A 13,691-nucleotide genomic window follows, 5' to 3' on the forward strand; every position below is an offset into this window, starting at 1 on the left:
CTGCCCGACGGCCGCGCCGACGTGCTCGAAGATCGGCACATTTGGCCGGATTGAGGCGTGACATCTACTTCCGGTCGGATTGCACACGTTACCCAATTCAACTTATATCAAACGGAGTTGGTGAAAAGACTCTGGACGCCTCGGCGCGCTCGTGCTTGGTTGTGCAGCGACGGCGCACCCGCACGGACCGAACCGAAGGGAGCGGTACCGATGAGCGACCAGGTACAGCCGGCACAGGGCCCCGGGGCCGGTGGTCCCGGACCCGACGGAGCGGGATTCACCTATCGAGGAGCCGAGCAGGAACTGATCGTCGTCGCCAGTGCCGAGACCCGGCTGCGCGCCCGGAGCGAGGGCGTCCGTTCGGCGGCCGGTGCCGATGTCTCCGCGCTCAACATGTTCCTCAGCGACGAACAGCTCGTACTGCAGCCGCTGTTCGGCAGCGAGGACCGGCTCCAGCAGTCCTCCGCCACGCCGGGCGACCAGAACATGCCCGACCTCGCGCTGTTCTACCGGGTGCGGGGCGGGGAGAGCCGCGCCCAGGAGCTGCGGTCGCGGATCGCCGCCCTGCCGGGGATCGACACGGCGTACGTGAAACCGGGCGCCGTTCCCGCGACGGTGGCCGACGGCGACCGCCGCCTGAAGGAAGGCACCCCGGTCACCCCCGACTTCAGCGGCCGCCAGGGCTATCTGGGCCCGGCGCCCGAGGGGATCGACGCGCACTGGGCGTGGCAGCGGCCGGGCGGGTCCGGTCAGGGGGTGACGGTCATCGACGTCGAGGGCGCCTGGCAGTTGGGCCATGAGGACCTGGCCGCCAAGCTCGCCGGCGTCGTGGTCGGCACCCCGCTGACCGACCTCGCCTGGCGCAACCACGGCACCGCCGTGATCGGCGTGATCGGCGGCGACCTGGGCGAGTACGGCGTGAACGGCATCGTGCCGGAGGCGGCGACCGCGGCCGCGTCCTTCCAGGGCATCGGCACGGCGGCCGCGATCCACGCGGCGGCCGACCGGCTCGGCCCCGGTGACGTCGTACTGATCGAACTGCACCGTCCCGGACCGCGGTTCGAGTACGCCGAGCGCGACGACCAGCGCGGCTATGTCGCGGTCGAGTGGTGGCCGGACGACTTCGCGGCCATCCGGTACGCCACCGCCAGGGGCGTCCTCGTCGTCGAGGCGGCCGGCAACGGCGGCGAATCGCTGGACGACGCGGCCTACGAGCGCCGCCCCGACGAATTCCCCGAGTCGTGGCGCAACCCGTTCAATCCCTCCAACCAGTCCTCCGGAGCCGTCCTGGTCGGCGCGGGCGCACCGCCGCCCGGCACGCACGGCCGCGACCACGGCCCGGACCGGTCGAGGCTGGCGTTCTCCAACTACGGTTCCCGCGTGGACGCGCAGGGCTGGGGACGCGAGGTCACGACCACCGGCGGCTTCTGGGACAAGCCCGGCGATCTGCAGGGCGGACCCGAGGAGATCGCCTGGTACACGGACACGTTCTCCGGGACCTCCGCCGCCTCCCCCGTGGTGGTCGGCGCGGTGGCCGCGCTGCAGGGCATGCTCAAGGCGGCAGCGCAGGAACCGATGTCCCCGGAGCGTGCCCGCGCGGTGCTGCGGGCCACGGGTTCCCCGCAGCAGGACGCGCCGGGCCGGCCCGCCTCGCAGCGGATCGGCAACCGGCCCGACATCAAGGCGGCGGTCACCCATCTGCTGCCAGAGTCGGTCGGCTCGGGCCAGGCCGAACGGTACTGGGACGAGCTGTTGCCGTATCCGCGCGAACTCCCGCCGAGGCTCAGGCTGTTCGTGGCCGGCGCCTGGCGGAACCTGAACCATCCGTCCCCCGAGATCCGCCAGGCGGTGCACTCCGCCTTCGCGGGGGGACGGCCCGACGTCCGAGTGTGGTTCTCGGACGACGAGATCGTCGGCCTGGTCGTCACGGGCTGACGCATCCCACCCATCAAGGGAAGGTGACACACGCATGAGCACCACCCCGCAGATGAGCCAACTGGGACAGCAGCAAGGCCAGCAGTTCCCGAGCACGTCGCCCTACCAGCAGTACCAGCAGCAGCCTCTCGGGCAGCAGCAGGGCTTCGGCCAGCAGCAGCCCATGGGGATGGGCGGTTCGATGGAGCAGCTGCAGCAGCTCGGTCAGCAGCAGCCGTTCCAGCAGCTGCTGCAGCAGCTCGGCCAGGGCCAGCAGCAACAGCCTCACGGTCAGCAACAGCAGCAGGACCTGCAGGCGCAGCAGCAGGAGCAGCAGACCCAGCAGCAGCTTCAGCAGCTCGCGCAGGCCGTGATCCAGCAGGTCGTCCAGCAGGTCCAGCAGCAGGCGCTCGCGGCCGGTGTGGCGAACGGCTTCGTGGACATCGTCCAGCCGCTCCCGGGCCAGCCGCAGCAGATCTTCCTGCGGATCAACAACCAGTTCCGGATCCTCAACAACCCGACCCCGCAGATCCACCAGCAGATCCAGGAGGCCTTCGCCTTCGGCCACCAGGTGATCGGCGTCTGGGACTCCAACTCGCCGAACGTCCTGCGCAGCGTCCGCATCCAGCGGGTCTGACCGCTGCCTGAATGACGGCGCGCACCACGAAGGGGCGCTTCCTCCGCAAAGGAAGCGCCCCTTTCCGTGCCCAGGTGGCGGTAGCGGTGGCGTGGCGGTGGCTACAGGGCCACGCCCAACAGCGCGTCCACAGCCCGCGATACGACACCGGGTGCGCCGATGTCGCTGCCGCCCTCGGCGTCCTGCCGCGCGACCCAGCGGTCGACCGCGGCGAGCGCGGCCGGGGCGTCCAGGTCGTCGGCGAGGGCCTCGCGGATCTCCTCGACGAGGGCCTCGGCGGGCGGCCCGTCGGGCCGGGACACGGCGGCGCGCCAGCGGCCGAGGCGGGCCACGGCGTCCTGGAGGACCTGGTCCGTCCACTCCCAGTCGGACCGGTAGTGGTGAGCGAGCAGTGCCAGCCGGATCGCGGCCGGGTCCACGCCGTCGCGCCGCAGCTTCGACACGAAGACCAGGTTGCCCTTGGACTTGGACATCTTCTCGCCGTCGAGGGCGACCATGCCGGCGTGGACGTACGCCTTGGCCATGGGGAACTCTCCGGTCAGCACCTGGGCGTGCGAAGCGCCCATCTCGTGGTGCGGGAAGACGAGGTCGGAGCCGCCGCCCTGCACGTCGAAGCCCATGCCGAGGTGGTCCAGGGCAATGGCGACGCACTCGATGTGCCAGCCGGGCCGGCCGCGGCCGAGCGAGCCGCCGTCCCAGCTGGGCTCGCCCTCACGGGCGGCCATCCACAGCATCGGGTCGAGCGGGTTCTTCTTGCCCGGACGGTCCGGGTCGCCGCCGCGCTCGGCGGACAGCAGCCGCATCGCGGCCGCGTCGAGGCCCGAGACCTTGCCGAAGTCGGGGTCGGACTCGACGGAGAAGTAGATGTCGCCCTCGAGTTCGTAGGCGGCACCGGCGTCCCGCAGCCGTTCGACGAGCGGCACGATGCCGGGTATCGCCTCGACCGCGCCGATGTACTGCTGCGGGGGCAGCATCCGCAGGGCGGTCATGTCCTCGCGGAACAGGGCCGTCTGCTGCTCGGCGAGGGCGACCCAGTCGATGCCGTCACGGTGCGCCCGCTCCAGCAGCGGATCGTCGACGTCGGTCACGTTCTGGACGTAGTGAACCTGCCGCTTGGTGTCGAGCCACACGCGCTGAACGAGGTCGAACGCGTTGTAGGTCGCCGCGTGACCGATGTGGGTCGCGTCGTACGGCGTGATGCCGCAGACGTAGATACGGGCGACGGGACCGGGGTCCAGGGGGACCGAACCGCCGGTCGCGGTGTCGTGGATCCTCAGGTCGCGGCCCTGACCAGGCAGGGCGGGGACCTCGGAAGCGGGCCAGGCATGCATGTCATGAGCCTAACCGGACGGATGTTCCGTATACGAACCGGACCGGTCCGGATGGCCGGTAAGGCGGTCTTGCGCCGGACGCTTCGCTGTGAGAACGGCGCCCCTTCAGAGCGCGTCACCCGCACCGGCGTTCTCAGACGGGCGGCCACGGAATGGCCGGCCACTCCCCGCTCGGCTCCGGGTGCTTGCCGGTCTCAAGGAGTACGGCGACACGTGCGCGCGTGGCGTCGAGTTCGGCGTCGGTGATCAGCGCGGACAGCCGGTCGGCCAGCGCTCCCTGATCCCCCAGGGCTTCCTGGAGGCCCTTGAGGACGTCGACCGCCTCGGGCGTCAGCGGCTCCCCCGCCCACCCCCACAGCAGCGTCCTGAGCTTGTTCTCGGTGTTGAAGGTCACCCCGTGGTCGATCGCGTAGAGCCGGCCGTCGGCCGTCGGCAGCAGGTGGCCGCCCTTGCGGTCCGCGTTGTTGATCACGGCGTCGAGCACGGCGAGCCGGCGCAGCCGCTCGTCGTCGGCGTGCACCAGCAGCGCCGTCCGCCCCTCACCGACCTCCGCGACGCCGATCGCCTTCCAGCCCGGCTCGGGCTCCTCACCGTCCACCAGGGCGAGCAGCTCCGGCGCGTCCCCTTCGGCGGACACCTCGATCCACAGCTGGACCATCCCCTCGCCGTACGGCCCCTCCCGCAGCACGGTGGGCGGCACGAGCCCCCAGCCGGTCGCCTCGGAGACCTCGTGGGCGGCCACCTCGCGCCGGGCGAGGTTGCCGTCGGGGAAGTCCCACAGGGGCCGCTCTCCGGCGACGGGCTTGTAGATGCAGGCCGCCTCCCGGCCCTCATGGGAGATCGTGCAGTACAGCGCGGCGTTGGACGCCTCGCGGATACGGCCGCGAACGGTGAGCTCGCCGCTGGTCAGCAGTTCGACGGACGTCACGCTCCGCGGCGGTATCCGTTCTGGCGCGGACATACGTGTCCTTCCGGGTCGAGCGGGAGGCTGCACAGCGGGCACGGCGGCCGCCCGGCGTTGACGACGTCGAGGGCGCGCTTGGCGAAGGCTCTCGCCTGCACGCCGGTCAGCCGGACCCGCAGCATCGGGGGCCCGTTCTCCTCGTCCTGGAGGAGGCGTTCCTCGGCCTCGGCGAGGTCCTCCTCGGAGTCGGCCTCCAGCTCCACGAGGGCCTGCGCCTCGACGATCATGCGCTGTTCCTCACCGTCCCAGGCGAGGGCCATGGTGCCGACCCGGAACTCCTCCTCGACGGGGGTGTCCAGCGGGTCCGTGTCGGAGATCTCGACGGAGGCCACGGCCGGGACGGCGGCGCTGCCGCCACTGCGCCGTACGACCTCGTCGAGCAACTCGTCCATGCGCTCGGCAAGGGCGGCGACCTGTGTCTTCTCCAGGGCCACGCTGGTCACACGGGGGCCTGCGATGGCCTGGAGGAAGAACGTACGGCGTCCGGGCATACCGACCGTACCGGCCACGAAGCGGTCCGGGGGGTCGAAGAGGAACACCTGACGGGACACGTCCTGTCTCCTGGATTCGTGGATGGGTGCGGCGCTACTGCGACCGCTTCACCCTACTGCGCCCGACGATCACGGTGCGCCCGCACCGCCCCCGACCGTGGCGTCCCCGGCCGGGGGCTCCTCGCGCGGCACCAGGGACGTGAAATCGCCGGTGTCACCGAGACGCACGAGGAACGGCCTCAGGCGTGTGTAACGGATGGCGGTGATGGAACACGGTTCAACGGAAATCCTCTGGAAGAGGTCGAGATGAAGTCCGAGTGCGTCCGCGACAAGAGACTTGATGACGTCGCCGTGCGAGCACATGAGGTACACGGCGTCGGCGCCGTGATCGCGCTCCACGCGCGCGTTCCACTCACGTACGGCTTCGGCGGCGCGGGTCTGCATGGCGCGCATCGACTCGCCGCCGGGGAACGCGGCGGCGGAGGGGTGCGCCTGCACGACCTGCATCAGCGGTTCGTCGGCCAGCTCGGCGAGTTTGCGGCCGGACCAGTCGCCGTAGTGGGCCTCCCCGATCCGTTCGTCGGCGTGGGCGGTCAACTCAGGACGGGCGTCCAGGAGCGGTCGTACCGTCTCCTGGCAGCGCTGCAGCGGGCTGCTGACGACCTCGCGGATCGGCAGCTCGGCGAGCCGTCCGGGCAGCGCGGCGGCCTGTGCGGCGCCGCGCTCGTCGAGTGCGACACCGGGCGTCCAGCCGGCGAGCACGCCCTCGGTGTTGGCGGTGGAACGTCCGTGCCGGACCAGGATCAGCGTGGGCATGCGGCCAAGGGTAGGCGCACGCCCGGGTGCGTCCACGGGCGGACGGCGGGAGAATGCGCTCCGTGATCGTCGACTGCGCCATCTACCGGAACGGGCGCCGCACGGAGGGGCCCGAGGACGTCTCCGACGCCCTGGATCAGTGCCGTCGGGCACGGGACGCCTTCGTCTGGATCGGCCTGTACGAGCCGACGGAGAAGGAGTTCGAGCGGGTCACCGAGGAGTTCGGGCTGCACCCGCTGGCCGTCGAGGACGCCCTCACCGCGCATCAGCGCCCCAAGCTGGAGGTGTACGACGACTCGCTGTTCATGGTCCTCAAGCCGGTCGGGTACGAGAAGGAGAGCGACATCGTCACCTCCGGCGAGGTCATGGTCTTCATCGGCGACTCGTTCGTGGTGACCGTGCGGCACGGGGAGGAGGCGCCGCTCGCGGCCGTGCGGCAACGGCTCGAGGAGGAACCCGAGATGCTCCGGTACGGGCCGACGGCGGTGCTGTACTCGATCGCCGACGCCGTGGTCGACCACTACCTGGACGTGGCGAGCGAGCTGAGCACCGACCTGGAGGAACTGGAGGCGGAGGTGTTCTCGCCGACCGGCGGGGGCTCGCGGCACACGGCGTCCCGCATCTACTCCTTCAAGCGGCAGATCCTGGAGTTCCGCAGGGCCACCGGCCCGCTGGCACAGCCGCTGGACCGCCTCGGGGGCGGCGGCCTCTTCGGCGTACGCGTGTCCTTCGTGCACGAGAAGGCACGGCCCTTCTTCCGGGACGTCAGCGACCACCTCACACGCGTGAACGAGTCCGTGGAGGGCCTGGACCGGCTGGTCTCGGACGTGCTGTCGGCGCATCTCGCGCAGATGAGCGTCCGGCAGAACGACGACATGCGGAAGATCTCCGCGTGGGCGGCCATGGCCGCGGTGCCCACGATGATCGCGGGGATCTACGGCATGAACTTCGACCACATGCCGGAGCTGCACTGGACCGTGTCCTACCCGGCGGTGATCCTGGTGATGGCCGTTCTCGAAGTGCTGCTCTTCAGGCTGCTCAAGCGCCGGGGATGGCTGTAGGTCAGGCGAACTCGGGCGCCGCCGTGGCGGATCCGCCGAGTGCGTCGCGGCGCTCGGGCATCCGCAGGGTCACCATCCGCCGCCAGCCCGCGGCCCGCTCGTACGCGTAGACGGCGTGGATACCGGCGGCGAGGAGCGCCGACTTGGTCCTCGGCCAGCCGAGGATGCGTCCCATGTGGTCCATGACGGCGAGGCTGACGTCCCGGTAGACGCGGATCTCGGCGAGCGCGCACTCGCGCAGCGTCCGATGGATCGCCCGGCCGTGTCCTGCGTACGCGAGGCGCAGCAACTCCTCGTGGCAGTAGGCCAGGTGGTTGTCCTCGTCGTTCGAGATCATCTTCACCGCACGCCCGATGTCGGGGTGGTCGGCGAAGTACCTGCGCAGGAGTTCCATCTGCTCGGAGGCGCGCTGTTCGGTGACCCGGCTGTGTGCGAGGTAGGTGACGATGTCCTGCACGGTGAGCGCCTCTTCGCTCCTGAGCTTCTCGTGGGCGAGACCGATGCCGTGCTTCTCCAGGAGCATCGTGTAGTCGGTCTCGGGCGGCACGGGAACCGGGTCGAGGCCACGCTTCCTCATCAGGGCGTTGAAGATCCGCCCGTGTTTGTCCTCGTCCGCGCCGTGCCGGGTGATCTTGGGGGCGAGCGCGCGTTCGCCCTCCGGTACGAGCGTGGCGATGCGGGCGTTCTCCCAGCCGCCCTGTGACTCCCCGCTGGCCGCGATGGAGCAGAACAGCGCGAAGGAGTCGTCGTCGTCGAGGATCTCCTGGAACAGGCTCTTTGCCGAAATCATCGTGAGCACCTCTCTGCAGGACTCGCAGAATTCCACCGGATTCCGCCGGATCCGCAAAGAACGAGTCAAATGCGGCTTTGGAGGTGTTGCAACAGCTGTGTCCGGCAACTGCGCCAAAAGGAGGACCCACGGGGTCACCTCGGGGGCGTAACCGCGCGGCCCCGGGCGCGTTGTTCCCCGTGACGGCCGTGGCGGGGAAGACCCCCGAGCCCCCACCACGGCCGCAGACAATCCACAGCCCCCGTGCGTGACCCTGTCAGGCCAGTCCGGCGCGCTCCAGGGCCTCGGTTCCGGCGCGGAGCGAGGCGATCCGCTCGTCGAGCGTGAATCCGGCGGGGTTGAGGCTCAGGGTGGTGACTCCGGCCGCCGCGTACTCCTTCATCCGGTCCGCGATGCGGTCCACCGAGCCGAGCAGCGTCGTCTTGTCGATCAGGTCGTGCGGAACGGCCGCAGCGGCGCCCTGCTTGTCGCCGGACAGGTACTTCTCCTGGACCTCGGCGGCCGCGGCCTCGAACCCCATGCGCTGGGCGAGCTGGTTGTAGAAGTTCTGCTTGGCGCTGCCCATGCCGCCGACGTACAGCGCGGTGTAGGGGCGGAAGGCGTCGGCGAGCGTGGGTACGTCCTTGTCCTCACCCAGGGCCAGCGGGAGCGTCGGGCAGACGTCGAAGCCGTCGAGGGTCTTGCCCGCCTTCTCGCGCCCGGCGCGCAGGTACTTGATCGTGGTGTCCTCCAGGTGCTCGGCGGAGGGGAAGATCAGCAGGGCGCCGTCGGCGATCTCACCGGTCTGTTCGAGGTTCTTCGGGCCGATCGCGGCGATGTACAGCGGGATGTGCTCGCGCTGCGGGTGCACGGTCAGCTTGATCGGCTTGCCGGGGCCGCCGGGCAGCGGCAGCGTCCAGTGCTCGCCGTCGTACGACAGCCGCTCGCGCGTCATCGCCCTGCGCACGATCTCGACGTACTCACGCGTGCGGGCCAGCGGCTTGTCGAACTTGACGCCGTACCAGCCCTCGGAGACCTGGGGCCCGGAGACGCCGAGGCCGAGGCGGAAGCGGCCGCCGGAGAGCGAGTCGAGAGTGGCGGCCGTCATCGCGGTCATCGCCGGCTGGCGGGCCGGGATCTGGAAGATGGCGGAGCCGACGTCGATGCGTTCGGTCTGGGCGGCGACCCAGCTGAGCACGGTGGCCGCGTCCGATCCGTAGGCCTCGGCGGCCCAGCACACGGCGTACCCGAGCCGGTCGGCCTCCTTGGCGACCACGAGGTTGTCCCCGTCCATTCCGGCACCCCAGTAGCCGAGGTTGATCCCGAGCTGCATGCCGATTCCCCTTACCGATCAGTAACGTCCCTGTTCGGGAGACCCTAGCGCGTGGAAACTGGTTGTCCACAGGCCCCCACGCCACTGGTGCAGGCCAGTAGTGTCGGCGTTCATGGAGCAGAGGTATCTCGGCCGCACCGGCCTTCGCGTGTCCCGTATCGGACTCGGCACCCTCACCTGGGGCAGGGACACCGACGAGCACGACGCCGCGGACCTCTTGAAGACGTTCTGGGAGGCCGGGGGCAGCCTCGTCGACACCGCTGACGTGTACGGCGACGGAGAGGCCGAGTATCTGCTGGGACGCCTCATAGAAGGCCTGGTCCCGCGCCGGGACCTGGTGATCTCGACCAAGGCCGGCAGCGTCCCGGACCCGGACCGCCGCGTCGACGGCTCGCGCGGGCACCTGCTCTCCGCGCTGGACGCCTCGCTCACCCGGCTGGGCACGGACTACGTCGACATCTGGCACATCCACGCCTTCGACCCGTACACCCCGCTGGAGGAGACCCTCCAAGCCCTCGACATGGCGGTCAGCAGCGGTCGCGCCCGCTATGCCGGCGTCTCCAACTTCTGTGGCTGGCAACTCGCCAAGGCGGCGACCTGGCAGCTCGCGGCACCCGGCACCCGGACCCGGCTGGCGGGCACGCAGATCGAGTACTCGCTGCTGCAGCGCGGCGTGGAGCGCGAGGTGCTGCCGGCCGCACTGGACCTCGGCATCGGCCTGCTGCCGTCCTCGCCGCTGGGCCGAGGGGTCCTGACGGGCAAGTACCGTGCCGACGCGATGCCTCCCGACTCGCGCGGCGCCTCGGACCATCTGGCGCCCTTCGTCGAGCCGTACCTCGACGAGACGGCCGGCCACATCGTGGAGGCGGTGCAGACCGCGGCGGACGGGCTCGCGGTGACGCCGCTCCAGGTCGCCCTCGCCTGGATCCGTGACCGGCCGGGTGTGGCCGCCCCGATCGTCGGCGCGCGCAACTCGCAGCAGCTCACGGCGGCATTGTCAGTGGAGGCCCTTAGTCTTCCTGACGAGATCTGCCGGGCTCTCGACGACGTGTCGGCGCCCGTGCACCGCTATCCCGATCACGACTGGAGCACGCTGTGAGCACGGACCCCGAGACCACGGAGAGCGGCGAACCGGACGACACTGCCCACCCGGCCGCGGCGGAGACCGGCACCGGGGACACGGGAGACGCTGTCGGCGGCGAGGGGGAGGCCGGGGCTGCCGTCGCGGGCGGTGACGGCGAGTCCGGCGGTCAGTTGTCCGAGGCCGAGGCCGAGTTGGCCGCGCAGCGGTTGGAGCGGGAGCGGATCGAGCGGCGGAAGTCCGAGAAGGCGGGGCCGATCGACGCCGGGACGAAGCTCAGTGGGAAGGCCGCCGACCTGCTCGCCGCCGTGCGTGCCGTGGAGAGCGGCGAGAAGCCCGTGGCCACCGTCTTCAGCGATCCCGAGCCCACTCGTCGGCGCGCCGCGCCCGAGCCGGCGCGGCGGGCGCAGACACCACAGACACCGCTGACGGCCGCGACAGCCGGGGCGCCCGCGCCGGAGGCGGTCGACGCGGTGCGGCGGGCGCTGGCCGACGGCGGCGCACCGGACACGCTGGCCCCCCAGGTCGCCGCCGCGCTCGGCGAAGGTGCGGACGACGTCCTGCGGGCGGATCCCTGGTCGTTGCTGCGGGTCGGCGGCGTACGGCCCGAGCAGGCCGACGGCTTCGCGCGGGCGCTGCTCGGTGCGGAGTGCGGGCCGGACGACGAACGGCGGGGACGGGCGCTGACGGGGTGGCTGCTGGAGCAGGCGGCCCTCGCCGGACACACGGCCCTGGAGATGCCGGCTCTCACCGCGGCGCTGGTCCAGCGCGGTGTGCCCGATGCCGACGCGGCCGTGCAGAGTGCCGTCGCCGAGGGCGAGGCGCTGGTCTTCCAGGACGCCCTCGACCCGACCGCGCCGGCACCCGAGGCCAACGAGCAGGCCCATGAGGGCGAGGAGGCCGAGGAACTCCCGGTGCGGGTCCTGGTCGGCCTGGAGCGGTATGCACTCGCCGAGGAGAGCCTGGCGGACGGCCTGGCCCGCCTGGTCAACTCGGTGCCGAAGGACGACGGTTCGGCCGAGGACTGGGAGCGCGCAGCCGCCTCCGCACAGGGCTCCACCGCCGAACTCGTCCGCGCGGTCGAGAGCCACGGCCTGGTGCTGCACACCGGGGGCGAGGCCTCCCGGGCCGAACCGGCGGCACTGCTACGGGCGGCGGCCGCCCTCGGCCTGCGCACCTGGGCCGCCACGCACACCCCCACCGGCCGGGACCGGTTCGCGGCGTCGGGGGCCGGACCGGACACCGAGGCGAGTGCCCTGTCGGTCGTCACCGTCGCCGGTCTGCTCTCGGGCGCCGAGGGCCCTGGGCGGGATGTCGACGGTGCGCTGGATCTCGACCTGCTCGTCGTGCTCGACGCACCGCAGCTGGACGTCGAGACGGGCGCACTGCTCATCGAGTCGCTCCCCGACGGGGCCCGGCTGGTGCTGGCCGGTGACCCGGCGGTGCTTTGGTCGGCCGGGCCGGGCCGGGTGTTCGCCGATCTGCTGGGGGCGCAGGTCTGCCCCCGGGTCGCTTCCCGTCGGCCGGACCCCGGTCCACTGGGCGAGCTGGTGTCCGGTATCGGGATCGGAGAGCTCACCCAGGTCGAGGCTCCCGGCAAGGAAGTCGTCATCGTCCCCGTGCGGGACGCGGGCGAGGCCGTGCACCGGACCGTGCAGCTCGTCGCGGACTCGGTGCCACGGGCGATCGGCATCCCGCCCGAGCAGACCGTGGTGATCACCCCGGGCCACGGCGGCGCTGCGGGCACGCGCGCGCTCAACGCGGCGCTCAAGGAACGCCTCAATCCCGGCCCCGGCCGCTTCGGCGGCTTCGACCCCGGCGACCGGATCGCCTACTCCCCCGCTCCGGGCCGCACGGTGCCGGGCAGCGTGGTGAAGGCCGACGCGGACGGACTGCACCTGTCGTGCTCGGGCGCCCCCGTCGTCGTAGCGAAGGAGCGGGTGGAGCAGTCCGTGCGGCACGGGTGGGCGCTGACCGCGCACCAGGCGGTGGGCGGCCGGTGGCCCGCGGTGGTCGTGGTGCTGCCCGGGGACGCGGCGCAGTCCCTGAGCCGGCCGTGGATCTACACCTCGTTCGGCCGGGCGGACCGCCATCTGTCCGTGGTCCACGGCGTGGAACAGGCACTCCCCCGGGCCGTGGCCGAGGTCCCGGCGAAGCCGCGCACCACCCGCCTGCCGCTCCTGCTGGCGACCCAGGTGCCCGCCGCCGGCTGACGACAGCACCGAACGGCGACGGCGGCGGCCCCGGGCTTCTCGCCCCGGGCCGCCGCCGTCTCGGCCGTACGTCTCGGCCGTATGTACGTCCTGGCCTGTCTCGGCCGCCGTACGTCGACGCTCAGCGTCTGCGGTCGGCGTCCAACGGCTCCAGGTCCTCCTCGCCGTCCAGGTCCGGGTCCAGGTCGTCCTCCAGCTCGTCGTCCAGGCCGGAAAGACGGACGTCGTCGATGTCGTCGTCGAAGACCGCGCTGACGTCGAAGCGGCAGACCACCCGCTGCGGATCGATCTGGTCGAACGGCGTCTCCAGCCACTCGCCGGGCTCGGCCGGTTCGTCCGTGGCCGTCACCCAGAGCGTGGAGTCGCCCTCCTCCAGCCCGAACTCCTTGTGCCGTGAGGCGATCTCGTCCGGTTCGAACTCGCCGAACAGGATGCCCAGCGCCCCGTGCACCGTCGCGGAGGCCTCCGCCCCGCGCCCGTCGTCGTCCACCGCCTCCACCCGCTGGGCCTGCGCCAGCAGCCGGTGCGGCTCCGCCACGGCGTAGTCGCGGCGGATGAGCACGCTCAGCGCGTTCGGTTCCTCGGGGCCCGTGTACGGCGGGAGCGCGTCTTCCGCACCGGGGATCTCGAAGGGCGTGACCTCGTCGTAGCGGTCGTAGAGCAGCTCGTCGTAGGTCTCGGCGGCCGCGGCCAGCTCGTTGAACGCTTCGTAGACGGCCGGGTCGTCCTCCCCGGACCTGCGTTCGACCGCGGCCAGGTGGCGGTCGAGCGCGGTCTTGACCGCCTCGGCGGCGGCTCGTACCTCGGCAGCGGTGGGCTGCGCAGCATCAGACATAGTGCAGACGCTATCCGTACCGGGCCCCAGCCCGCACAATAGATGCGATGCCGGAATACGAATTTGTCGACGTGTACGTGCCGCGCGGGGTCTCCCGCAAGGACGCCACTCGTCTGCTGACGGACCATGCAGAGTACGGACACTGGGAGTTGGACCGTCTGAGCCTGATGCGCGACGGCAGCCGCAGGGTGCGGCTGCGTCGACGGATCATCCGCCAGGTACGCGCCACGTGGTGAGCTGAGGCGA

At 71.5% G+C, this 13,691-nt stretch carries 13 protein-coding genes; 6 read left to right on the forward strand and 7 right to left on the reverse strand.

Annotated elements, in window-relative coordinates; translation table 11 throughout:
* Positions 1 to 210 precede the first annotated feature (210 nt).
* Together OG870_RS09605 and OG870_RS09610 are read left to right on the forward strand one after the other, a co-directional pair.
* Positions 211 to 1,935, forward strand: coding sequence for a S8 family peptidase (locus OG870_RS09605; protein ID WP_266585849.1), 1,725 nt, complete (start codon positions 211 to 213; stop codon positions 1,933 to 1,935).
* 34 nt (positions 1,936 to 1,969) lie between these two features.
* On the forward strand, positions 1,970 to 2,551 hold the full coding sequence (locus OG870_RS09610) for a hypothetical protein (protein WP_266511218.1): 582 nt from the start codon (positions 1,970 to 1,972) through the stop codon (positions 2,549 to 2,551).
* Positions 2,552 to 2,652: 101 nt separating this feature from the next.
* On the opposite strand, the gene mshC is transcribed toward OG870_RS09610, so the two are convergent.
* From mshC to OG870_RS09630, 4 genes are all read right to left on the reverse strand, one after another.
* Positions 2,653 to 3,882 carry a cysteine--1-D-myo-inosityl 2-amino-2-deoxy-alpha-D-glucopyranoside ligase gene (mshC, locus tag OG870_RS09615; protein WP_266511221.1) on the reverse strand — a complete coding sequence of 410 codons (1,230 nt, stop codon included), beginning with the start codon at positions 3,880 to 3,882 and terminating at the stop codon, positions 2,653 to 2,655.
* A 133-nt stretch (positions 3,883 to 4,015) separates the two neighbouring features.
* Positions 4,016 to 4,843, reverse strand: coding sequence for an SCO1664 family protein (locus OG870_RS09620; RefSeq protein ID WP_266585847.1), 828 nt, complete (start codon positions 4,841 to 4,843; stop codon positions 4,016 to 4,018).
* The gene (locus OG870_RS09625) at positions 4,807 to 5,397 is read right to left on the reverse strand and encodes a DUF3090 domain-containing protein (protein ID WP_266511226.1); all 591 of its coding nucleotides are present in this window, start codon (positions 5,395 to 5,397) and stop codon (positions 4,807 to 4,809) included. Before OG870_RS09625 ends, OG870_RS09620 begins: the two co-directional genes overlap by 37 nt.
* A 69-nt stretch (positions 5,398 to 5,466) precedes the next feature.
* Positions 5,467 to 6,153 (reverse strand): histidine phosphatase family protein, encoded by a 687-nt coding sequence (locus OG870_RS09630; protein WP_266511229.1) that lies wholly within the window; start codon positions 6,151 to 6,153, stop codon positions 5,467 to 5,469.
* Between the two features lie 62 nt (positions 6,154 to 6,215).
* Here OG870_RS09630 and corA point away from each other — a divergent pair, with 62 nt between their 5' ends.
* A complete protein-coding gene (gene corA / locus OG870_RS09635) occupies positions 6,216 to 7,214 on the forward strand; it encodes a magnesium/cobalt transporter CorA (RefSeq protein ID WP_266511232.1) in 999 nt (332 codons plus the stop codon).
* Between the two features lies 1 nt (position 7,215).
* Here the strand turns inward: corA and OG870_RS09640 are convergent, their stop codons facing one another.
* Complete coding sequence (locus tag OG870_RS09640) at positions 7,216 to 8,004, reverse strand: ferritin-like domain-containing protein (RefSeq protein ID WP_266585845.1); 789 nt, start codon at positions 8,002 to 8,004, stop codon at positions 7,216 to 7,218.
* Positions 8,005 to 8,260: 256 nt separating this feature from the next.
* Positions 8,261 to 9,316 (reverse strand): LLM class F420-dependent oxidoreductase, encoded by a 1,056-nt coding sequence (locus OG870_RS09645; protein WP_266585843.1) that lies wholly within the window; start codon positions 9,314 to 9,316, stop codon positions 8,261 to 8,263.
* Positions 9,317 to 9,428: 112 nt separating this feature from the next.
* On the opposite strand from OG870_RS09645, the gene OG870_RS09650 reads away from it, so the two are divergent.
* Together OG870_RS09650 and OG870_RS09655 are read left to right on the forward strand one after the other, a co-directional pair.
* Entirely contained in the window at positions 9,429 to 10,415 is a 987-nt protein-coding gene (locus tag OG870_RS09650; protein ID WP_266511238.1) for an aldo/keto reductase, read from the forward strand.
* Positions 10,412 to 12,610 carry a helix-hairpin-helix domain-containing protein gene (locus OG870_RS09655; protein WP_266585841.1) on the forward strand — a complete coding sequence of 733 codons (2,199 nt, stop codon included), beginning with the start codon at positions 10,412 to 10,414 and terminating at the stop codon, positions 12,608 to 12,610. The genes OG870_RS09650 and OG870_RS09655 overlap by 4 nt, the downstream gene beginning before the upstream one ends.
* A 121-nt stretch (positions 12,611 to 12,731) precedes the next feature.
* Here OG870_RS09655 and OG870_RS09660 read toward each other — a convergent pair whose 3' ends face one another.
* Entirely contained in the window at positions 12,732 to 13,445 is a 714-nt protein-coding gene (locus OG870_RS09660) for a hypothetical protein (RefSeq protein ID WP_266511244.1), read from the reverse strand.
* Positions 13,446 to 13,492: 47 nt separating this feature from the next.
* On the opposite strand from OG870_RS09660, the gene OG870_RS09665 reads away from it, so the two are divergent.
* Positions 13,493 to 13,681, forward strand: a complete 189-nt coding sequence (locus OG870_RS09665) for a DUF5703 family protein (RefSeq protein ID WP_007380901.1) — start codon at positions 13,493 to 13,495, stop codon at positions 13,679 to 13,681.
* Positions 13,682 to 13,691 lie beyond the last annotated feature (10 nt).

This window comes from Streptomyces sp. NBC_00461 (assembly GCF_036013935.1).
Taxonomy (GTDB): Bacteria; Actinomycetota; Actinomycetes; order Streptomycetales; family Streptomycetaceae; genus Streptomyces.

What these genes read in the sequence shown, in the direction of transcription:
- OG870_RS09665 (WP_007380901.1), top strand. Translation starts at nt 13,493, where the DNA reads ATGCCGGAATACGAATTTGTCGACGTGTACGTGCCGCGCGGGGTCTCC.
- OG870_RS09650 (WP_266511238.1), top strand. Translation starts at nt 9,429, where the DNA reads ATGGAGCAGAGGTATCTCGGCCGCACCGGCCTTCGCGTGTCCCGTATC.
- OG870_RS09645 (WP_266585843.1), bottom strand. Translation starts at nt 9,316, where the DNA reads ATGCAGCTCGGGATCAACCTCGGCTACTGGGGTGCCGGAATGGACGGG.
- OG870_RS09640 (WP_266585845.1), bottom strand. Translation starts at nt 8,004, where the DNA reads ATGATTTCGGCAAAGAGCCTGTTCCAGGAGATCCTCGACGACGACGAC.
- OG870_RS09660 (WP_266511244.1), bottom strand. Translation starts at nt 13,445, where the DNA reads ATGTCTGATGCTGCGCAGCCCACCGCTGCCGAGGTACGAGCCGCCGCC.
- mshC (WP_266511221.1), bottom strand. Translation starts at nt 3,882, where the DNA reads ATGCATGCCTGGCCCGCTTCCGAGGTCCCCGCCCTGCCTGGTCAGGGC.
- OG870_RS09630 (WP_266511229.1), bottom strand. Translation starts at nt 6,153, where the DNA reads ATGCCCACGCTGATCCTGGTCCGGCACGGACGTTCCACCGCCAACACC.
- OG870_RS09620 (WP_266585847.1), bottom strand. Translation starts at nt 4,843, where the DNA reads ATGTCCGCGCCAGAACGGATACCGCCGCGGAGCGTGACGTCCGTCGAA.
- OG870_RS09610 (WP_266511218.1), top strand. Translation starts at nt 1,970, where the DNA reads ATGAGCACCACCCCGCAGATGAGCCAACTGGGACAGCAGCAAGGCCAG.
- OG870_RS09605 (WP_266585849.1), top strand. Translation starts at nt 211, where the DNA reads ATGAGCGACCAGGTACAGCCGGCACAGGGCCCCGGGGCCGGTGGTCCC.